Annotated in this window: 19 protein-coding genes; 6 read left to right on the top strand and 13 right to left on the bottom strand. The window is 28.9% G+C overall.

From position 1 onward, the window contains the following. Position 1: 1 nt before the first annotated feature. The 4 genes from GYM72_RS05535 to GYM72_RS05550 all read right to left on the bottom strand — a co-directional run bounded on the left by GYM72_RS05535 (position 2) and on the right by GYM72_RS05550 (position 1,562). Positions 2 to 496 (bottom strand): hypothetical protein, encoded by a 495-nt coding sequence (locus GYM72_RS05535; RefSeq protein WP_220263712.1) that lies wholly within the window; start codon positions 494 to 496, stop codon positions 2 to 4. 58 nt (positions 497 to 554) lie between these two features. Beyond that, a complete protein-coding gene (locus GYM72_RS05540) occupies positions 555 to 782 on the bottom strand; it encodes a hypothetical protein (protein ID WP_166003978.1) in 228 nt (75 codons plus the stop codon). 85 nt (positions 783 to 867) lie between these two features. Beyond that, complete coding sequence (locus GYM72_RS05545; protein ID WP_166003980.1) at positions 868 to 1,023, bottom strand: YjzC family protein; 156 nt, start codon at positions 1,021 to 1,023, stop codon at positions 868 to 870. Positions 1,024 to 1,175: 152 nt separating this feature from the next. Further along, positions 1,176 to 1,562 carry a hypothetical protein gene (locus GYM72_RS05550; RefSeq protein ID WP_166003981.1) on the bottom strand — a complete coding sequence of 129 codons (387 nt, stop codon included), beginning with the start codon at positions 1,560 to 1,562 and terminating at the stop codon, positions 1,176 to 1,178. 401 nt (positions 1,563 to 1,963) lie between these two features. Between GYM72_RS05550 and GYM72_RS05555 the strand changes: the two genes are divergently transcribed. Next, positions 1,964 to 2,146 carry a hypothetical protein gene (locus tag GYM72_RS05555; protein WP_220263713.1) on the top strand — a complete coding sequence of 61 codons (183 nt, stop codon included), beginning with the start codon at positions 1,964 to 1,966 and terminating at the stop codon, positions 2,144 to 2,146. A 29-nt stretch (positions 2,147 to 2,175) separates the two neighbouring features. Here GYM72_RS05555 and GYM72_RS05560 read toward each other — a convergent pair whose 3' ends face one another. Next, a complete protein-coding gene (locus tag GYM72_RS05560; protein ID WP_220263714.1) occupies positions 2,176 to 2,583 on the bottom strand; it encodes a helix-turn-helix domain-containing protein in 408 nt (135 codons plus the stop codon). Positions 2,584 to 2,728: 145 nt separating this feature from the next. On the opposite strand from GYM72_RS05560, the gene GYM72_RS05565 reads away from it, so the two are divergent. After that, positions 2,729 to 2,920: a hypothetical protein gene (locus GYM72_RS05565; protein ID WP_220263715.1), complete on the top strand. Its 192-nt coding sequence runs from the start codon at positions 2,729 to 2,731 to the stop codon at positions 2,918 to 2,920. A gap of 28 nt (positions 2,921 to 2,948) precedes the next feature. Here GYM72_RS05565 and GYM72_RS05570 read toward each other — a convergent pair whose 3' ends face one another. From GYM72_RS05570 to GYM72_RS09985, 4 genes are read right to left on the bottom strand one after another with little or no spacing between them, the layout of a single operon-like run. Then, positions 2,949 to 5,057, bottom strand: a complete 2,109-nt coding sequence (locus GYM72_RS05570) for a DUF4357 domain-containing protein (RefSeq protein WP_220263716.1) — start codon at positions 5,055 to 5,057, stop codon at positions 2,949 to 2,951. A gap of 15 nt (positions 5,058 to 5,072) precedes the next feature. Continuing rightward, complete coding sequence (locus GYM72_RS05575; protein ID WP_220263717.1) at positions 5,073 to 6,410, bottom strand: restriction endonuclease subunit S; 1,338 nt, start codon at positions 6,408 to 6,410, stop codon at positions 5,073 to 5,075. Further along, positions 6,400 to 8,550 (bottom strand): N-6 DNA methylase, encoded by a 2,151-nt coding sequence (locus GYM72_RS05580; RefSeq protein ID WP_370626056.1) that lies wholly within the window; start codon positions 8,548 to 8,550, stop codon positions 6,400 to 6,402. The genes GYM72_RS05575 and GYM72_RS05580 overlap by 11 nt, the downstream gene beginning before the upstream one ends. Continuing rightward, positions 8,517 to 8,750, bottom strand: a complete 234-nt coding sequence (locus tag GYM72_RS09985) for a type I restriction enzyme HsdR N-terminal domain-containing protein (protein WP_370626001.1) — start codon at positions 8,748 to 8,750, stop codon at positions 8,517 to 8,519. Before GYM72_RS09985 ends, GYM72_RS05580 begins: the two co-directional genes overlap by 34 nt. A 793-nt stretch (positions 8,751 to 9,543) precedes the next feature. Between GYM72_RS09985 and GYM72_RS05585 the strand changes: the two genes are divergently transcribed. Continuing rightward, positions 9,544 to 9,897 (top strand): hypothetical protein, encoded by a 354-nt coding sequence (locus GYM72_RS05585; protein WP_220263718.1) that lies wholly within the window; start codon positions 9,544 to 9,546, stop codon positions 9,895 to 9,897. Here GYM72_RS05585 and GYM72_RS05590 read toward each other — a convergent pair. Next, positions 9,846 to 10,133 carry a hypothetical protein gene (locus GYM72_RS05590; protein WP_160543145.1) on the bottom strand — a complete coding sequence of 96 codons (288 nt, stop codon included), beginning with the start codon at positions 10,131 to 10,133 and terminating at the stop codon, positions 9,846 to 9,848. The two genes, GYM72_RS05585 and GYM72_RS05590, sit on opposite strands and share 52 nt — an antisense overlap. Then, entirely contained in the window at positions 10,130 to 11,476 is a 1,347-nt protein-coding gene (locus GYM72_RS05595) for an MATE family efflux transporter (RefSeq protein ID WP_160556771.1), read from the bottom strand. The genes GYM72_RS05590 and GYM72_RS05595 overlap by 4 nt, the downstream gene beginning before the upstream one ends. 246 nt (positions 11,477 to 11,722) lie before the next feature. Here GYM72_RS05595 and GYM72_RS05600 point away from each other — a divergent pair, with 246 nt between their 5' ends. Together GYM72_RS05600 and GYM72_RS05605 are read left to right on the top strand one after the other, a co-directional pair. Further along, positions 11,723 to 12,718, top strand: a complete 996-nt coding sequence (locus tag GYM72_RS05600; protein WP_220233236.1) for a cation diffusion facilitator family transporter — start codon at positions 11,723 to 11,725, stop codon at positions 12,716 to 12,718. Between the two features lie 3 nt (positions 12,719 to 12,721). Further along, positions 12,722 to 13,036 carry a hypothetical protein gene (locus GYM72_RS05605; RefSeq protein ID WP_220263719.1) on the top strand — a complete coding sequence of 105 codons (315 nt, stop codon included), beginning with the start codon at positions 12,722 to 12,724 and terminating at the stop codon, positions 13,034 to 13,036. An 85-nt stretch (positions 13,037 to 13,121) separates the two neighbouring features. Here the strand turns inward: GYM72_RS05605 and GYM72_RS05610 are convergent, their stop codons facing one another. Then, positions 13,122 to 14,321: a DegT/DnrJ/EryC1/StrS aminotransferase family protein gene (locus GYM72_RS05610; protein WP_220263720.1), complete on the bottom strand. Its 1,200-nt coding sequence runs from the start codon at positions 14,319 to 14,321 to the stop codon at positions 13,122 to 13,124. A gap of 411 nt (positions 14,322 to 14,732) precedes the next feature. On the opposite strand from GYM72_RS05610, the gene GYM72_RS05615 reads away from it, so the two are divergent. Next, positions 14,733 to 19,781, top strand: coding sequence for a T9SS type B sorting domain-containing protein (locus GYM72_RS05615; RefSeq protein WP_220263721.1), 5,049 nt, complete (start codon positions 14,733 to 14,735; stop codon positions 19,779 to 19,781). Between the two features lie 333 nt (positions 19,782 to 20,114). Here the strand turns inward: GYM72_RS05615 and GYM72_RS05620 are convergent, their stop codons facing one another. Then, on the bottom strand, positions 20,115 to 20,960 hold the full coding sequence (locus GYM72_RS05620; protein WP_255571449.1) for a carboxymuconolactone decarboxylase family protein: 846 nt from the start codon (positions 20,958 to 20,960) through the stop codon (positions 20,115 to 20,117). Positions 20,961 to 20,963 lie beyond the last annotated feature (3 nt).

Consider the following 20,963-nt stretch of genomic DNA (forward strand, 5'->3'; position numbering starts at 1 on the left):
ATTAATTGTTAATGAAAGTTTGATTAAAATATGAATCAGAATTTTCTTTTGCTTTATCGATTATTTTTTTTGGTTTATTTTTTAAAACATTATTTATAATAGGATTAATAACTAACTCAGTACGTTTTATTTTATAAAATTTATCTGTAGCTTCTTGTTCATTTATAATATTGTTTTCTAAATTATACCATAATTTTTCTAATTTATTATAATAATCCTCATAAAATTCATGAATTTTATCTATATTGATTATTTCCTTTTCAGTAGGTATAAAATGAGGTTTTATTAACTTTAACAATGAAACTAACGAAATAATAATACAAGAAATAAAAGGCATATAATCCCAAAATTTCCACCCCATCACTCCTGCTGATGAAAAAATTAAAGTAAAGATATTGAAAAACTTGATCTTATTGTTTTGATATTCAATATATAAACATATAAATTCTATATTGTGTTTAGATTGTGTCAATTCAGACCATATTCTATTACGCATAAATTGAAAATTATAAATTTAGTAATGAGGCTATTTTCTTTAATAGCCTCATTAATTATCATCTTAATTTTCTTGAATATTTGAATTTAACATTTCTATTAATAAAACTGTTTAATCCTTCACCATTAATAGCTAATTGTTTCATCTGTTCCACATTTTCAATGCCTGTAACTTGATAATTATATTCATAAACAGCTAAATTTGAAAAATGTACAATAATAAAATTATCACCTATTTCATAGGCTCTAACTCCTGAATTACCATTTCTGTTAATATAATACGCCATATTATTTAAGTTTTTTAAGTTGTAGTTAAAAATCTAATTAATAGAGTATTGGCTACTATTATTCACCAATACTTTTTTTTATTAGTTACGCTTTGCGAACTAATATCCAATTTGCTGAATGTCCTCTACCTTTACTACAAGGTGGAAAAGTTTCACCCTTTGAAAGTGGAATTGTATTATCCGGATGCTCAGAACATTTATATACTCCACTTTCTGGACATTTTTGACCTGTTTTATACATAATCAAAAATTTACATTAAACAATATGGAAAGACTTTAAAATAACTTAAATATTAAAATATTTATTAACTTTGTGTTGAACTTTAAACAAGATGTTAATAACATCTTAACAATTTAAGAGCCTTGTAGTCCTTTCCTGTGACTACTTGGCTTTTATTTTTTCTTTTTAATAATTCTTTTCTTTAATTTATAAATAATTAATTCTTCATGATCCATTTTATATATATCAAATATATACGTTTTTGAATCGTCTGTATAATCAATCTTCAAATCTGATAAAAAGTTTTTAGCTTTTATGTAATAATATTCACCCGCTTTACTTATACTAAATGAAAACTCATCTGATTCTTTATTTAATACCATGTAGATATTTTCATCGTTTTCTATACCTTCATTAAACGCAAATTTACAATACCTATATTCATCCACATTCATTAATTCAATTGCTGATTTTGAAAAACCTAATTTACCAGATTTATGAACTGTTAATTTAGTTGACCCCTCCCCTTCTCTTGGTATAATAAAATTCAAGTCTAACATTATGTAATTATTTTTAACAAATATAATTATTTTTGAATTTATTTTATATAGTTTTTTATAAAAATTTGCTTAAAAATATTTAATTAAGAATAAGATACAATATGTTCTCATATATTTATTATTATTACTCTTAATAATTTATTTGTTTGTTAATTTGTTTGTTGTAATTAAATTTCTGATTAACAACTTTTATTATTTCCTTGTAATTAAATAATAATATGATTTTACTTGCTTTAAATCATCTAAGATCACATTCTACTTGAAACTAAATTTATTACTCTATTTTTTATGTATAATAAATTTAAAGAATAGCTTTATATTTTCATATTTAATCAATTCTAACGAGTTAATAAAATATAAAATAATAACTGAAAGTTTAATTTATTTTAATTTGTATAATTATGAATAAAAAACTTATGAATTATGTAAAATATACGGATAGAACGGATATTTATATTGAAGAAAATAGAAATATCATTCTTATTCAGGAAAAATGGGATTATAAATGGTTAACGGCGGTTACCCCATTGAAGTATAATGAAAAAAAAGAAATTCTCAACCATTTTAATGCAGTAAACCTCTAAAAATTAGTTTTAATCCATAGAATTACAAACTATTTATTCAATAATCTCTCAATCAACTCATTTTTTTCTTGAATCATGCGTTCATAGAGCTCTTGTTTTTCTCTAAATAGATCTTCTTTTTCGGTATACAGTTCAATGATTTTTTCAATAGGATTAAATGTGCATTTATAATGAAAACTTTCAAATGTATTTGCAATAAAATTCAAAGCGCCTTCATCATTGAAATTTTCAATCGCCTCTACGGGAATTTTAAGAATTTGAGCGATTTTTTCAAGAGTTTCTTTTTCAATTTCTTCTTTGGCTTCCAATTTAGATACTCCTGCTTGTGTTATATGTAATTCAACGGCTAAAGCATCTTGTTTAACGCCTAACATTTCGCGCAATCTCTTTATATTTCTTCCGTGATGTACTTTTTTAGAGCTAATATCAGCATTCATGGTTTGTTTCGTTTTACCTGTTTACAAAAATATAAAATTATACGAATTAAATAAGATATTCTTCGGTTGTTGTGCGAATTAACATTTTATAATTATTTATCTTATCTAGGTGTCGTTACTTTGCTTGTATAAATATAATTAAAATATGAAACAAAAGCCCTATATACATATACAAGATTTAATCAATGAATTAAAAAAAGATCACGCTAAACACAATGAATATACAGATATCGGAAGTTATAAACATTTAGGGTTTACTATTCTTTCAATGCTAAATAGTTGTCAAACACATTTGTTTTCTTTGGAAACAGCTAAAAACTTTCTCCCCCATTCTTAATATGAGTTTATGAAATAAGAGTTAAAGATTAATTCGTTATTCGTAACTTATCTAACAGTTCTCCTTTTTCATTTACCCATTTTTCCCATCCATTAATAGATCTACCTAAAATTACTTTAGCTGCTGTACTAGGGGAAGTAAACTTATAGTCTTGTGTAAAAATATATTTATCATTTCTTAATTCTAATACCTGATCTTCGATCAATTTATTTCTTATTTGCATCGTTGTAATAGCAGACGCTACACAATCCTTCCGCGCTTGAGAATCTTTAAGAACAAGCATTTCTTTGTTATTGATATATTTTGCCGTGGCAGTCACTCCAAAAGTATTTTTAGCTATATGGTAAAGCACATGATCCTTATTTTTTTCTACATTATCAGACTTTATATTTTTTGCTACTTTACTATCAGTCGATTGTGAATTTTTTATTGTTAAAATTAAATCAAATAAGGCTCTAAAGTTTTTAAAATCATCTTTAGAAAAGTCTTTGGATGATTCTGCTAAATTATTTTTTGATTTTTCTTTTATTTCGTTATGAATATCTTCAATAGATTGGTTAAAAAAATAATTTGAGTTATCCTGTAAAGCTTTTGTATATGCCTCTTTATACTTTTCAGAATCAAACATATTTTCAATAGTGCAATTTGATGTAAATCCCTCGGGTTTAGGTAAAAGTAGAGCAAAAAAATTATGATGTTCCACTTTATTTTTAGTTAACTTTCTGTAGCCTAAATTTTGTTCTTCTTTATCAAAGCCACCTTTATTTATGGACTCTTGTCCGGCTTTATCGTTATCATATATGGCAATATATTTTTTATTGGTAAAGGTTCCGGCTTCATACAATCCTACCATTAAAGGTTTTATTTTACTTTCGCTGTTAATTGAGAAAATATCAAATGAAAGGCTGGGATACTCATCCTTCAATTTAGAAAAGGCATTTTGTATATGTACTTTATCGTGTTTTCCTTCTACTAATAAAATTATATCTTTATTACTTCCTAAAAAATTGGTTTGTTGATACGGTTCCCAAAACTCAGCCGTTAAATGATGGATTATACCTTGCTGGTCTTTGGGGATAAATTTTCCTTCATTCATCATAAATAAACTTTTGTCCTCTATGCACTGGGTAATAGTAGGCGAATGTGTAGTTATTATAATTTGCCTATTGTCTTTATAATTTTTAAAAGAATCTATAATTTTACTTTTATTATTAACATGTATATGTGCATCGGGCTCATCTAATAAAAACAAACTGTCTTCTTGTGCTGCAAATTCTAAAGAAGCCTTTATGAGTAATAATTTTTTTTCTCCCTCACTTAAGTTTTCAATAGTAAGATTCTCATTAAAAATTAAGGTAGTTGTTTTTACTACACCGGTAATTTGGGCTGTGTACAAATATTTAAAAATATCATCAGAAAAGTAATATATATTGTTATTCTTTGTTTCTTCTTGTTTAACAAGTTGTTTAAATTCTTCAAATGTATAGTGTGATTTATTTTTTATTATATTGATGAATTCAAGAGTTAAGTTATCTTTATAATTTTTTATATTAGGATCAAATTCAAAAGTTATAGAATTAATTTTTTCAATATTAAGTGTATCTTTTAAAAAATTCTGATTGTCATCTAAATCAGAGAGTGCTAAACATAACAAACATACATCCCAAAAATATTTATTTATATATAACATAGGAGGAAGATAGGAAGTTAAATTAATTCCCTCATTATGAGACTTATTTACATCAGATATATATTTATCAAAAAATGGCTGATAACATTTCTTCCATAAACGCTTTTCTTCTCCACTGTATATAGCTATTACTTTTTTTGGAAGATAAGGTCTTATATTTATATCAGATTTTCCGTTAATTAAAAAAGATATATTCGTATTTTTTATTTTATCTTTTTTTTCGATTTGTATTATATCTTTTTGAGTTGTTTCATATTCCAAATAGAAAGCAAAATCTATATCTTTTTGCAAGGTGTATAAATTCCTAAAAATAATACTTATAGCTTCTAAAAGGTTGCTTTTACCGCTTCCGTTATTTCCGATTAAAGAGATAAAATCAGAATTATGTACAAGCTTTATATTTTGTAAGTTTTTATATCCGTCTATTTTAAGGTGTTTAATTTTCATGGTTTTAATAAAGATCTAAGAATTAAATATTTCCTGTTCAAATTCTTTTATAGCTTCTTCCCTATTTTTTTTAGCTAATATATGTAGTTTTTTTATTTTATTTTTTAGGTTGGTAATATATGCTACTATTTCTTTTTGTTTTTCTAAGGGAGGAATTATTATAGGTGATTTTAAAAATTCCTGTCCATTAATATTAGGTTGTCCCGATATTCTTTGATTTGCTAAAACCCAATCTTTAAAAATTTTAGATTTTGAAAATATCAATAAATATTCGGGTAAAATAACTTTATTATTTAATTTATATTTAACTAAATATCCTGCAAATATTGCTTTACCATGTTCTTTTTTATATAAAAAAGTTTTTCCTACAGTATTACCTGATCGAGCTATTAAAAAATCATTATTTTCCAACAAGTACTTTTCCTCTGTAACCTCAGGATAAATAAAGTCATTGTTTAAATCACCATTTTCATTTATATCCGTTATTCGAATATATCTTGTATCGGATTTAATTTTGACCCCTTTCACATTTGCCCCATACATAGGTTTTCCTATAATAACATCATCTAAAATCTTATTAAGAAATATATTGCTGGAATTAATATTTTTTTTATTCCAAACATCCCAACGATCAACTTTTTTTAAATGAAAAAAAATTAATTTTCCTGGTTGTTTTTTTTCTTCCATTTGTTTTTCAACCCCCAATTCTTCCAACAAATAATTTTCAATTTCATGTTCCAACTGCCCGGCTTCTTGTTCTAGTTCTTCCGCTACTTTTATTTTATTAGCATAATTTTCAACCAGTCGGTTTTGTTCTTCCAAAGAAGGTAAAGGGATTTGTAATTTTTTTAATGAATCGAAGGTTAAATTTTGCCTAACAGAACCTGTTGTACTTTCTTTTATAATGTTATTAAACAATTCTGTTTTAAAAATCATAAAAAGATATTCCGGTAATAAATTTTCTTTACAACTAAAAACAACATAAGCTGGACTTATATATTCGTATTTATGTTCATTTAACTTTATACCAATTGAGCCTACATTAATTCGGTAAGGATTATAAGCGATCCAACCTGATTGCATTTTTTTATATGGCTGATTAATATCTTTACCTTTAAGTATATATGCATCGAAGATACCTTCCTTATTATTTACTCCTAAAATTTTGAACTCTGTCTCTTTTTCTTCAAAAATTTTATATTTTGTGCTTTGTTCTATAATACAATTATATAATTGTTTTAAATCGAAAGATGAATTTACCTTTTTAGAGTTATAACGTTTTGTATCCCATAATTCTAATCCAGAAAATGAAACAAATTTTAAATATTTGTAGGTGAAATTTTTACTTTCCATAAAAAACTTCCGGTTCTTGGGTTACACCTTCTAATACAGGTACACGGTAAATTTGGTCTTTTTCAATTTCATAATTAACAATGCGAATAGGTGAGCTCCACAAATGACTTTCTTTTCTATAGTTCGTAAATTCGTTACATACTTTAGGTAGTTCATTTTCTATTTCGGCTCCGGTAGTACTTATTCCTGCTTTTTCTACTTCAGAAATAGGGAAAATATAATCAAATTCTTCTTTTATTAGACTCTTTATTTCCTTTTCCTTCGTTATATCTATCTGTTTCAAATTATTTTTAAGCGTAATTTTTGCCTGTTTAAGTTTTTCTTTAATTTCATTTTCCTGTTCCTTTAGTTTTTCTAACCCTTCTTTTGCTGTGCTTTTAGCTTTAATTTTGGCAGCTATTTGTTTATATATGACTTCAAGATCACTAACTATAGCTTTTTCTTTATTTTCCCGAGATTTATATTTTTGGTTTACTTTTTTCGTTGCCTTTACAGTTATAACTTCAAATTCTTTGGCTTCTTTTTCGGTAAATTTTTTAAAAAATAGTAAACTGGGCTTTACAGTAGCCCCACTCGCTATAAAGACATCTTGCGGAATGGAGGTAATAAGTAAAATTTTTGCTTTTCCTTCTACATAATCTCGTACCTTTTGCAAATTCGCATTATTTAAAACTCCTTCGGGAAGAACTATCCCCATTCGTCCCCCGGGTTTCAATAAATTTAAACACCGTTCTATAAATAAAACTTCAGTTAGCGTACTTAGGGATCCAGTATCGTATAAACTTAATAAAGGCTTACCTATGTTTTTGCTTATCTGTTCCATAGCCTCATCATAGGCTTTTCCATATCGTTGTTTATATTTTGTGATACGGGTTTGGTTTATATATTTATCAGCTTCGGTTATTTTAAGAGATTTTTCAACTCTCGATCCAAAAGGAGGATTCGTTAAAATAAGGTCAAAACGGTTATCAAAAATGCCGTTTACATTCAATAATCCATCGTTATGGTGCACACCTCCGTGTCCGTCACCGTGCATAATCATATTCATTTTTGCGGTACGGCTCATTCTAGGATTGGCATCTGTACCATAAATGCAATCGTAACTCAATACTCGTAGTCTGCTCTTTGGGTTGTTTATATCTAATTCTGTATTGAGTTTATTGAAGAGATCATTTACTTTTTCATCTACTTTTTCTTGGTTTTTTTTAGACATTTTTTCATATTTCTCATCATAAAAGGTCTTTTTTATCTTCAGTTTTACATTGTGAATATCTTCTTCTATTTTTGCACGTACATATTCAAAAGCTTTTATGAGAAACCCACCCGAACCGCAACAAGGATCGCAAATCACTTCTCCTTCCATTGGATCTAATATTTCTACCATAAAATCCACCACCGTACGTGGGGTAAAAAACTGACCTAATTCTCCTCTGAAAGTTTTACCTAAGAATTTTTCAAAAGCAATTCCTTTTACGTCGTCTGAAGTGGCAGAGAGATTATAAATTTGTAATTCTTCCACAATAGCTTCAAAACTGTTTTCTCTTATTTTTAATGTTTCACTAGGATCAAATAAATCATCATCTTTAAAATCTTCTTTAATTTTTTCAAACAATACCTGATAAAAATCTTTATCGTCATTAGATTTATAGCGGTCGTAAATTTCTTTATCTTTTTTAAATACATCTAAAGAAAATATTTGCGCTCCTGAATTATTTTTTTCATAGCGAATTTTTATAAAAAGAATTTTACTTATTTCATCAAATGCAGCTTCCGGAGATAATTTGTCATTATTGCGTATAATGTTATGACATTTAAATAATAGTTTAGTAAAATCGTCACGAGCAAATGCCTTAGTTTGGTTTAAGAGTTTTTGAACTTCTTTTTTATTATTAATAATTTCAGCTTTCGGAATATCAATAATTTCTACTAACTTTTTATGAATCGTTCCTTGTTTAAATTTAAAAATACGAGTTTCTTTAAGATTGGTTGTAACAAAAAATTCAGCTCCCGCCCAAGAAGCATAATTATAACCAAGAAAATAATCTTCTTCTTGTATGGTAATGTGTTCAGCTTTACATTCTATCACAATAATCGGACAAAAATTTTCTAATTTATCTTTTTCGTTTTTCCAAACAACAATATCAGCCTTTGCCCCCCCTTACCTCTTTGAGAGTTGTATACTTTTATTTCCTGTTTCATTTGAGCTAAGGAAAAACCATAGCTGTTAACTAAACGACAAATGTATTCTTGTCTTACTTTCTCTTCAGGTTTGGATACTAACCATTTTCTCAACAAAGGGGCATAAATTTTCTTATCTTTTATTTGTATTTCCAAACTCATGTATATTAAATATTATGCAAATTTAACTTTTTAAAAGTACATAATATTAATATTTTATCTTATGAAAAGCTTCAGTAATTAAATATTCACCTAATTTCAATAGTATTAATCTAGCAAAAGATCTATTTTTTGAGTAATACCTATAATAGTTCTCAATATAGCAATTTAATACCATTTTATCATACTTTCTTTCTTAGGTGGTAATACTCCAAAATTAATATTTTGATATTGTAAAAGCTTATTTAGTTAAGTAATGGAAAAGTTATCTAAATTCAGAGAATAGTCATGAAACAAAATTTGGCTTCAAAACCTCATTAATAAATCTTTTAATTTATTAAGCTTTTATTTATCGGCAAGATATATTCAATATGAATTGCCTAACAAGTTTAAGGATTCCGTTTTTATGTATATGAGTTCAAAACGTGAAATATTATCTTCTAAACCAATTTGTTTTCCTTTGTCATAACATTTAATTCTACATACGCTGGTGCGATATTGAGTATAAGGCTTATCAATAGGTTAATAAAGTAGTTTTTCTATTTGAAATAAACTATTCAGGAAAAATGAAGGTGAAAAAGTATAAATTATATTTATTCCTGATTTTAGTTACTTTATAACTGCTTACTTAATTTCAAATTTTTGTTTGCCGGTCCGTTTCGTTTTATCTGTTTACAAAAATATAAAATTATACGAATTAAATAAGATATTCTTCGGTTGTTGTGCGAATTAACATTTTATAATTATTTATCTTATCTAGGTATCGTTACTTTGCTTGTATAAATATAATTAAAATATGAAACACAAGCCTTATAAACACATACAAGATTTGATTGATGATTTAAAGAAAGATCATGCTAAACACTGTGAATATGCAAGTATCGGAAGTTATAAACATTTAGGGTTTACTATTCTTTCAATACTAAATATTTGTCAAACGCATTTGTTTTCTTTGGAAAATCAAGGTTCAAAGGAAGAAGAAGAAATACGGATTGATATTTATAACCTTTTGGAATTAATAAAAAAACTTCTTCCACATCTTGAATTTGAATTTTTAGATAGGTATTTGTCGAAGACTAACGAAATTGGAATACGCAATTATACTTTAAAAATATCTTGGATTAGTTGTTGCACCCTTTGGGTTGAATAATAATACAAAAACATTTTATAATTAAGCAAATCCATGACCTCAACTTTCCAAATATATTTGTTGTACGATTGAATTCTAATCTCCATTGAAGCATCAACAAACAAACCCAAAACAGCATTTTCAATCGAATTTATTTTAGAAAAAATTTCCAGTACTTGCGATTTTAATGCAGGTAAAGCCTCTTCCCTTTTAATAGAAAGTAATTTAGAACTATTTTCTAAATAAAGTAAAATCAATGGTTAAATTTCTTTTTATCTTTCGTAAGAATATGAAAACGCCATAACAACATAACGGCAGCAAATCCTAACCCGATACACAAACCGATCCAGGTTCCCACAGCTCCCAATTTTTGTTGAATGCATAAATAGTATCCTATGGGAATAGCTAAGATAATATACGCTATAAAACAAATAAGGGTCGGAATTTTCACATCTCTCATGGCACGTAAACAGCCTAAGCTCACCACTTGTATACCGTCAAAAATTTGGAATAGGGCTGTTAAAATCACCAATCGTGAAGCAATAGCAATAACTTCGGTTTTACTTTTATCAAAAAATATTAACGGAAGTTGATCTTTAAAAATGATAAAAAGTATACCGCATATCGTCATAAAACCGACAACCAAATAAATATTTGCCATCCCTGCCTTTTTTAGATCCGCCATATTCTTTACTCCATAATATCCGGCTACTCTAACGGTTGCTGCCACACCAAAACCGGTACATACTTGAAAGGTTATAGAAGCCAAATTGGATGTTACCGAATGGGCAGAAGTATCTAAATAACTGTGCATTCCTGCAATAAATGCAGCAAGGGCAAACGAACTTATTTCAAATAAAGACTGTAATGAAGAAGGCAACCCTATGGAAATAAGCTTACGAAAATAGGCCGCTTGAAAATTTTTCCATTTTACCCCTTTTAAATAAAATAATGATTTTTTGTTAGTATATAAAACCACTATAATAATACACATCATTAAAATACGCGCTATTAAAGTTGCCGTTGCAGAACCTTGCAATCCCATTTCCGGCAATCCCCAATATCCGTATATCAATCCGAAATTCAAGATTACATTTACAATATTAGATATGATGGTTGCGATGGTAACTAAAATAGTCATGGAAATACCTTCAGAAAATTGTCTGTAAGATTGAAAAATCATTAGAGGCAATAAACTCCATGCGCTTATATTAAGAAAAGTAATTGCGTCGGGAATTACGGATACATCTTGTCCTGCTTTGTACATCAAAGGTGAGCACAACTCAAGTAAAAGAATGACCCCTAAGGCCAAAGATACATTCAAAACCATTCCGTGAGTGAATATTTTTTTCACTCGGTCTGTGTTTCCATTGGCAACAGATGAAGATATAAGAGGCGACATGGAATAGGAAAACCCTAACAAGAAAACCAAGAAAATGAAAAACAAACTGGTTGCCAATGAGGATGAGGCTACGGCTCTTTCTCCTAAGTTTGCTATAATAATAATATCAATAAAATTCACGGAAACTTGTCCCAATTGAGTAATTACAACAGGTAATGCTAATTTAATATTTGCTTTAAAATGTCCTTTTAAATCCATTTGATTTTATTAGAGCCTGCAAAGATAGTGAATTAACAGAAATTCAATTACCGGACTTTCTGAATCTTTATACTAAAAATCCAAAATATTTTCATTTTATAGAATAAAATCTATTGTATCAATGGCATTTTGTATTATATAGAAGTCAACTTTTAAATTTTCAAGAATAATATCAGTATTAATCAAACAAAAGATGTACCTTTGCACTGCCAGGCATTCGCCATTATAAATGTAATACACTAATACATGAATACCCCTGCAAAAGAAAATTATTTTTTTCAGAAAATTGTGGTTATTGTCGGAACGGCTTTATTTATTATTAAAGTTATTGCATGGCAGCTTACCCATTCCATAGCGATTTTAACCGATACGTTGGAAAGTATTATTAATGTTGCTGCCGGATTATTTTCATTATACAGCCTTTACCTATCTTCCAAACCCAAAGACAGAGACCATCCCTACGGACACGGTAAAATTGAATTTATTTCGGCCGGGATTGAAGGAAGTCTTATTACCGTAGCCGGTGTGCTAATTATTTATGAATCGGTACTTAATATTTTCAACGTTCATGAAATACGAAAACTGGACTTTGGAATTCTTTTAATTGCCGTGACCGGACTGGTGAACTATATTATGGGAGTTGCCGCCATTAAGAAAGGTAAAAAAAATAAATCTTTGGCTTTAATTTCGGGAGGAGAGCATTTAAAATCAGATACGTATTCCACCTTAGGACTTGTACTGGGTCTTTTTGTCATGTATTTTTTTAAAATATATTGGATGGATAGCGTGATAGCCCTGATTTTTGCTTTAATTATTATTTTTACCGGGGTTAAAATTATTCGTAAATCCTATGCGGGAATTATGGATGAAGCCGATGAAGAATTGATCGTTCAATTAGTTGAAACTTTAAATAAGAACAGAAATCCAAATTGGATTGATATTCATAATGTACGGTTTATAAAATACGGAAGCAGCTTACATCTGGACTGTCATTTAACCTTGCCCTGGTATTTTAATGTAAGGGAAGCTCATAAAGAATTAGATGCGCTTAAAAAGATAATTATTGATAACTTTGGCAACAGTTTTGAAATGTTTGTTCACGTTGATGATTGCTGTGAATCTATTTCATGCAAAATTTGTACAAAAACCAATTGTCCGTATCGTAAATATCTTTTTGATAAGGAGGTTTTGTGGACAAAAGAAATTATTGAGATTGACAAACGCCATAAATTAGATAAATAAAATATGAATAAGAAAAAAAATTATTTACGTATTGAAGAAACTATTTTTAAGTCTTTAGGAAAAATTGGATATATCATTATCTTTACTTTAGTATTTTCTCTCGTAATGGTGTTGGTAGATTTTATACTTCATTGTTTTGTAGATAATCATTATACTTCTAAATTCTTATTCTCAGGGGAAATTCCTTTTTCAAATTGGATCAACTTAATGTGGAAAAATTATTCTTTCTCCTTATTTAAAATAGTTTTCTTTGGTGTTATTTTTATTATCTTGGGCTTTTATAGAAGCAAAGCTTTAACGAATGAATTTTCTCAATAGATCTAACAATTAAAATTACACTAAAATAAAAAGCTGCTTCCTAATTAGAAAGCAGCTTTTCTATTTATAAAAATATATTCTAATTTTATTTTTTAGTTAAAATGCTTGAAACGGCAGAATTTATAATTTCTGCTTTTTTAGCTAATTCTTCATCATTCCACAATAAGGAAATAGGAATAGTTACTGTTTTGCTGATAATTTCATCTGATTGAGAATAATCTGCATTGGCATAATTTGGTAACAATTCTTTGTGCTCTTTATAAAGAGGGGCTAACGATTTCAGTAATTTCAAATGATCCCATTTTCTGATATAATGCCAATTGTTATCATACCAATAAGCATTGCCAATACCTTTAGTGCTTAATTCAAGCGATACTTTTTTTGCTAATTCTTGGCTAGGTAAAAATATACTTAAAAAAGAAGCATTATCTCCCGCTTCATCCGGTACTCGTCTGTAATTAACACCCTCTACTTCCCTCAACGCATCTTTCAATACTTTTTTATTTTTACGTTGTATGGAAAGTATTTGATCTAATTTTTCAAATTGAGCAAGACCTACAGCGGCATGTAACTCAGAAATTCTGTAATTTAATCCTAAATACGGATGATTTTCCGCACCTCTATTATTTCCGATATGATCATGTCCGTGATCCGTATATTGATCGGCATGTACATAGTACTCATCCTTATTGGTTACTACAGCTCCTCCTTCTCCACAAGTTACGGTTTTAACAAAGTCAAATGAAAAGCATCCTAAATCTCCTATAGTTCCCAAATATTTACCTCTATAAGTACCTCCAAATGCTTGACATGCATCTTCGATTAGTAATAATTTATTTTTTTTTGCCAATTCTTTCAATGCGGAAATATCTGCCATAGCTCCACACATGTGTACGGGCATAATTACTTTGGTTCGGGAAGATATGGCTTTTTCTACAGCTTTGGGATCTAAGGTTAACGTGTCGTCAATGTCAACCAAAACAGGAATGGCTCCCACGCTTAATACCGCCTCGAAACTGGCCACAAAGGTAAAGGTTGGAAGTATCACTTCATCTCCCGCCCCAACTCCTGCAGCATTCAAAGCCGTTAATAAAGCACTTGTACCACTACTGGTAAGTTGTGCATGGCTTACATGCATTCTTTTTTGAATGGCCTGTTCAAATTCTTTTGCCTTCCAATGATTATTCCTTGCGGATTCAAAGTTATAACGCATAAGAATACCACTTTCAATAACATCGTTCAGGTGTTTTTTTTCTTCTTCACCCCAAAGCTCATATCCTGGCATAATAAAACTATTTTTATATTATTTTTTTTTGTTAAAAATGTTAAACAAAGGTAACAAATTGACTGAAAAGAATCTTTATAAAAACAAATAAAAAAAAGTTAATACCTAAACTATTTCAATATAGATTTTTTACAAATTTAGGAACTGAACTCCCGTTTATAAAGGTAAAAAACAGTAATCAAGCTTTTAGATTTTTCCTATTAGAAATAAAAAAAACAATCTATTATATTAACTCATTTTATAAAATTATATATTATATAATTTTATTGCATAAAATTTATTAAATATTTAAACATTATTGATTTTTATTCATAATAATTTATTTTATTTGAAAAAAAATTTATAATTATATAAAATTAAATGTTAATAATTGTTAACTTTGTTAAACTAACATTAACATTAAAAAAGTACATGAGCACACAGGCTCCATACCGTTTTTTCATTTTATTATTCTTAGGAATTTTTAATTCAATTCCTGCCCAAATTATGACAACCCCTTCGGTGACGATAAAAGATCATAATGGCCTGAAAAGTCCTGTTACTATTGATTGTAATTATAAATTCAATGAAAATCATAAAATTTTACTGAAGGCTGAATATCCGGAACTAAAAAACACGTCTTCCTATGCTGTAACCTCTATTCCTTTTAATCCGGTGGGAACATTCTCTGAAGGTCAAGAAGTTATCATTGACAGTGATGATAAATGGAGCAACGCACAAGAACTCCCTTTTAATTTTTGTTTTTACGGTAATACTTTTAACTCTATTATTTTAGGTGATAACGGAGTCATCTGTTTTGATACCCAATATGCGGGAACTGAATGTCCTTATGCCATTGCAGGATCTATCCCCGATCCTAATTTAATGCATAATACCATATTCGGGGCATATCATGATATGACCAATGATAGTGATGTATTTGGATGTACTCGTGATTGCGGTAAAATCACCATGTATACGACAGGGATGATTCCTTTTCGAAAAACAATCATAAATTATTATAATATGAATCATTTCGGTTGCGAAGACTCAAAATCGACCGTGCAAATAATACTTTATGAAACTACTAATGTTATCGAAGTCTATGTAAAAGAGAAACCGTTAACTTGTGATATAGGAAATGAAAAAAGAGCACTTATCGGAATCACTAATTCTGATGGATCTGAAGGAGTTTCACCCGATCAAAGAAATACAGGAATCTGGGAAGCCTATCATGAAGCATGGAGATTTGCTCCGCAAGGTACTCCTACTGTTCCTAAAATTGAATGGAAAGATGCCGATCAAACCCTTCTTCCTTCATCGGAAGTTAATCCGAAAAATTCAACAACTTATTCTGTGAACCTATCCTATGCCGGTTGTACTCCGATTACCCTAAATGATGAATTCCGAATTATTTTCGCCTCTGACTTTCCAAAAGTGAAAGACTTAGAGGTAAATAAATGTTTTGAAGGTATAATCCCAAATGAAGTTATTAATTTAGAAGAATTGATGAAAGAAGCTTCTGAATCTGCTCCCGATGTCATTACCACTTTACATCAGAATATAGAAGATGCCCATTCAGGTCAATATCCTTTGACAGGTTTAAATTCCTATCCGATTACTTCTAATTCAAACTCCTTTTATTTACGAGCTTCAAAGGGTAAAGATTGTTATTCGACCTCGGTGATTACCATTCACATGAAAAGAAAACCTTCCCTAAAAGAAATGGAACCAATTATTATTTGCAATAATGATGACCAGAATTCTGAAATAATATATTTAAACAATTATACAAATCAAATAAATGGATATGAAGAATGGATGAACCTTGATTTTTATGATTCCTATACTAATGCTTTAAACGGAAATCATCCCATTAGTACCCTTTCGCATTCTTCTGCGGTAACCGTTTATGCAAAAGCAAGTAATAAAGACTTTGAAGATTGCTTTTCTATCATTCCTGTAACTTTCAAATTTCAAAAAACGATTGTTTCCAAACCTCAAGAAATTATACTTTGTAACGAAGATTTAAAAGGACGAGAAATTTATAATTTGAGATCCTATGAAGCCTCGATTACGGGATATGATAATCTTTCTTTTAGTTATTTTACTTCCGAATCTGATGCTTTACAAAATATAAATCCTATAGTAAATCCTAATAATTATTATGTGACCAATGGAGAGAAAATTTTTATAACCATTTCAAGTCCGGGCTATTGCTCTTCTATATCATCGTTAACTTTTACTTTTAAAAAGTCTTTAGTAGAAAACTTACTTAAATACGTGTGTGATGATAATTCCCAAGATATAAAGGTGAATCTTTTAGACTATTATTATTTAATGAAAAAAGAACACGATATAGATCTTTATGGAATGTACACTACCTGGCAAGGAGCTATAGATAAAGATAGTTTGCTGTTAATTACTGATTTAGAAAATTTTAAAGTTAATTATCCATTTTCAATTATTTATGTTCGTTTTTATGATAAAAAGATTAAATGCGATTTTATTCGAGAAATAAAATTGGAGATTAGAGATAAAATTGAAAAAAGGCCATCTTATAATGTTTGCGATATTAATAATTCAGGTAAAGTTAATTTTAACCTTAATACGTTAAGACCTATTTTTCTTGCCGGATATCCACCATCTTCAATCGCATTTTATGAAACATTGGATGACTATAACAATGAAATTAATCCGGTAACTGAAACTATCATCACCGGACCCAAAACCATTTATGTCAAAGTTAATGTTGATGATGGATGCAAATATTTCTATATGATTAATCTCTTTTTAAAATCTTTAGAGGTATCTGAAACACAAAAAATTTCATTATGCGATAGAGGTAATGATGGAATTGAAAATTATTATTTAAACGATTTAATTAATTTTTTAGGCTTAACCGATTACAGTTCTGTTCAATTCTACAAATCTGAACAGGATGCTTTCAAAGAAATACATCCGATTTCCGCTATAGAACCCTATCCTATAAGTATAAGTAATAATAAAGTATATGTTAGAACTAATTATGAAAACAGTTGTCCAAGTATTATTCCTGTAGAAATACGTTTATTGGAATCGGTAACAGTTCCTGATTTGAAAATTATTGAGGTTTGTGATACAGACAATAGCCATAACAAAATAGTAAATTTAATTCCGGTGATTGCAGAAAGCGGAGTAGATACGAAACAAATTTCCGTAGAGTTTTATTTAACGGCAGAAGGAGCTCAAAATCAAAACAATAATGAAAAAATTTTAGATCCTACTGCATTCGCCTTATACAATACTACTACACTATATGTTCGTTTTACCAACAAAAAATCAAAATGTTGTGAAATAAAGCCTTTAAAAATAAAGTTAAATCCTTTTCCTATTGTTTTAAAATATAACTTGGATATCTGTGACTTTAGTAATGATAATGAGGAAGAAGTAATTTTAAGTGAATTAAACTCTCATATAGTTACCAATCCGCAAAGTTTTACTTTCTCCTATTTTTTAAATGAACAAGATGCATTAAACAACATCAATACTATTATAAAACATATTATAAAAAATTCAACTCAACTATATGTTAAAATCTCTTCAGGTAAAGAATGCCAAATCATTCAAAAATTAGGTTTTACGTTACAATCTTCACCTGTAGTTAAAGATAAAATTGTTGAAATATGCGATAATAATGCCGATGATACTGAAATCGTCGATTTAACCTTATATGAAGAAGATTTAGTAACTGCTTCCCGATCAAATTATCAATACTCATATTATACTTCATATGAAAATGCGTATGCAGATAAATTTAGTATTTCCAATACAAATGAATATGTCATTCAACCATTTCCTACTACCATTTATGTAAGAATTACTAATTCTTCAGGATGTTTTTCCATTGCAAAAATCACTTTTAAAAGTGCAGAAAAAGTGTTAGCTCAAAATAAAAAAATACATATTTGCGATGAGGGATCAGATATGCAAGAATATGTTAATTTAACCAACTATATATCTGATGTTTTAATTACCTCGGGCCAAAATTTAACTATTAATTATTACAAAACCGAGGAAGGAGCTAATAATAGAGACAGCCATACGCTCATAAAAAATCCTGAACGTTATTCTGTTACCTTAGCAAAAGATTATGTATGGGTACGGATGGATAATCCTTCTACCGGTTGTTATACGGTTAGATATTTAGAAGTTAATTTAGAACCTCTTCCTAAACTTATAAATGCTAAATATTTAGTTTGTGATACAGATTTTGACGATATATATAAAGTAGATTTAGATGATCTTCGCTATACCGTAATATTTAACCCCGACGGGTATACATTTTCCTATTATCATTCTCAGGAAGATGCTGTTAAAGACATCAATAAGATCAAAAATATACATCAATACACAGTAAAAAGCTTTAATGAAAAAATAGTACTGAAAGCAACCAATAAATACGGGTGCAGTTCAATCAGAACTGTGACCTTGTACACAAAAGATAAAATTAAGGTATCAACTCAATCCATGGAAATTGAAAGTTGTGATGATGACTTTGATGGATTAACATTTTTCAATATCACTACCATGAACTCATCCATAACTAAAGATCCAAAGGCTACTTTTGAATATTTCAGCACTTTAAACGATGCTAAAAACCAAACCAATCCTATTGTAGATCCATATAATTATAAAAATATTGTACCTTTTAAGGACCAAGTATACGTCCGAGTTTCATCTCCCGATTACTGTCCGGCTCTAAGTGTAATAAATCTTAAGGTTTTACCGGTTCCAGTAAGTACATTACAAAAGAACCTAAAAATATGTCCGAATGGAACTCTTGAACTAGTAGCGGATACAAAAAATCCTGAGGATTTTTACGAATGGAATACCGGAGTAAAAGGATATGATAAACATACAATAACCATATATAAAGCAGGTATTTATACGGTAACCATTACCGGTAAAAACGGTTGTAAGTATACTTATACCACTCATGTAACCGAATATGCTAAAACGAGAATTACAGATTTAAAGGAAGGTAATGATTATATAACAGTAATTGCCGAAGGGGATGCTCCTTTGGAATATTCTATGGATAATAAAAATTGGCAATCCCATAATACATTTTATAATCTAAAACCGGGGATATATACTTTCTATGTAAGATCATTGGCAAACGGTTGTTATTCACCTGAAAAGAAAGGAGTTTTATTTAAGATAAATAATGTGATAACTCCCAATGGAGACAATCTTAATGATGCATGGAGATTATGCGGCTTGGAAAATTTCGACTCACTTCCTTCTCATATCAAAATTTTTGACAGATATGGTAAAGTTGTATTTTCACAAAGTTCTAATTCATGCTTTGTATGGAATGGATATTATTTGGGCAGACCATTACCTACTACTTCCTATTGGTATGTTATTGATATTGCTGACGGAAGACAATTTACCGGATGGATCGTTGTAAGAAACCATAATAATCACGTTGATTAATGAATAAATAGTTCTCATATAAATTTTTATCTTTAAAACACGTACAGGCATATACGTATTCAATTTTTTGAGCAGCGATTATATGTCTGTATTTTTTTATGATTTAACTCCGTAAATACTTATAAATTTTTTTGAGAAGAGTAAGGAATACAAAGTTTATAGTCGAGGGCATTATAAAAATTTTTGAATTGGTAATTTAAAAGTAAGCCATTCTGAATGAATTAAACAATCAGAAGGCTTAGCGGTTGTTAAGATTAAAATTTAAACTATTATCATTTAAATTTTTAAGACTTGGTGTGTGTAATTAATAAAATATAGCAGTTAAAGTGTATCTTATTTGTTATAAACAACTTCTTTAAGAATATTTATTCCGTTTATAGAAGCAGGAAATCCTGCATAGACTGTCATAAGTAGCATTACCTCTTTGATTTGATCAGGAGTTAAACCTATATTCAATGCTCCTTTTATATGAAAATTTAATTGAGATTGTGCATTTCCCAATGTTGCTAAAGCTGCTATGGTGGCAATTTGTCTATATTTTTTATCTAAATTATCTCTTGAAAAAATATCTCCATATCCATATTCGATAACAAAATTAACCAACTCCGGAGAAATGTCTCGATATGACTTTTTCAAAATATCTTCTTGTTCTTTCTTCAACATAGCTAAATAATCAGCTCCTAACTTATATCGGTCTGTCTCATTTTTAGAAGCTTTTTTACCTTCTTCATCTTTGATTTCTTTTTCTTTTCTTTCTTTAAGGACCTCTCTAAATGCATTCATTCCATTAATACATTTTGGAAATCCACAATATACCGACATTTGCAAAATAACCTCTTTTATTTCATTTATGGAACAACCTACTTGTAGGGCTCCATGTAAATGGACTTTTAATTGAGGTATGGCTCCCTGTGCCATGAGAGATGAGATGGCAGCTATTTCTTTTGATTTATTATCCAGTGCTTTTAAACTATACACTTCTCCAAACGAATATTCAATAATAAATCTACTTAATTCCGGTGAAATATCTTTTAAACTTTCAACAGTTCTGATTCCGGCTTCTCCATCAATTTCTTTTAATTTTTCCCAACCTTTTTGGTAACGTTCTGATTTTTCCATTTGCGCATAACTATTTAATGTTAATATAAATACCACTAATACGGTAAGTAATTTTTTCATTTT

It is taken from the genome of Apibacter sp. ESL0404 (genome assembly GCF_019469245.1).
Lineage (GTDB): Bacteria > Bacteroidota > Bacteroidia > Flavobacteriales > Weeksellaceae > Apibacter.

Bases quoted from the DNA above. Each gene is read 5' to 3' on its own strand.
- GYM72_RS05535 (WP_220263712.1), bottom strand. From the start codon at position 496: ATGCGTAATAGAATATGGTCTGAATTGACACAATCTAAACACAATATA.
- GYM72_RS05540 (WP_166003978.1), bottom strand. From the start codon at position 782: ATGGCGTATTATATTAACAGAAATGGTAATTCAGGAGTTAGAGCCTAT.
- GYM72_RS05545 (WP_166003980.1), bottom strand. From the start codon at position 1,023: ATGTATAAAACAGGTCAAAAATGTCCAGAAAGTGGAGTATATAAATGT.
- GYM72_RS05550 (WP_166003981.1), bottom strand. From the start codon at position 1,562: ATGTTAGACTTGAATTTTATTATACCAAGAGAAGGGGAGGGGTCAACT.
- GYM72_RS05555 (WP_220263713.1), top strand. From the start codon at position 1,964: ATGAATAAAAAACTTATGAATTATGTAAAATATACGGATAGAACGGAT.
- GYM72_RS05560 (WP_220263714.1), bottom strand. From the start codon at position 2,583: ATGAATGCTGATATTAGCTCTAAAAAAGTACATCACGGAAGAAATATA.
- GYM72_RS05565 (WP_220263715.1), top strand. From the start codon at position 2,729: ATGAAACAAAAGCCCTATATACATATACAAGATTTAATCAATGAATTA.
- GYM72_RS05570 (WP_220263716.1), bottom strand. From the start codon at position 5,057: ATGAAAATTAAACACCTTAAAATAGACGGATATAAAAACTTACAAAAT.
- GYM72_RS05575 (WP_220263717.1), bottom strand. From the start codon at position 6,410: ATGGAAAGTAAAAATTTCACCTACAAATATTTAAAATTTGTTTCATTT.
- GYM72_RS09985 (WP_370626001.1), bottom strand. From the start codon at position 8,750: ATGAGTTTGGAAATACAAATAAAAGATAAGAAAATTTATGCCCCTTTG.
- GYM72_RS05585 (WP_220263718.1), top strand. From the start codon at position 9,544: ATGAAACACAAGCCTTATAAACACATACAAGATTTGATTGATGATTTA.
- GYM72_RS05595 (WP_160556771.1), bottom strand. From the start codon at position 11,476: ATGGATTTAAAAGGACATTTTAAAGCAAATATTAAATTAGCATTACCT.
- GYM72_RS05600 (WP_220233236.1), top strand. From the start codon at position 11,723: ATGAATACCCCTGCAAAAGAAAATTATTTTTTTCAGAAAATTGTGGTT.
- GYM72_RS05605 (WP_220263719.1), top strand. From the start codon at position 12,722: ATGAATAAGAAAAAAAATTATTTACGTATTGAAGAAACTATTTTTAAG.
- GYM72_RS05610 (WP_220263720.1), bottom strand. From the start codon at position 14,321: ATGCCAGGATATGAGCTTTGGGGTGAAGAAGAAAAAAAACACCTGAAC.
- GYM72_RS05615 (WP_220263721.1), top strand. From the start codon at position 14,733: ATGAGCACACAGGCTCCATACCGTTTTTTCATTTTATTATTCTTAGGA.
- GYM72_RS05620 (WP_255571449.1), bottom strand. From the start codon at position 20,960: ATGAAAAAATTACTTACCGTATTAGTGGTATTTATATTAACATTAAAT.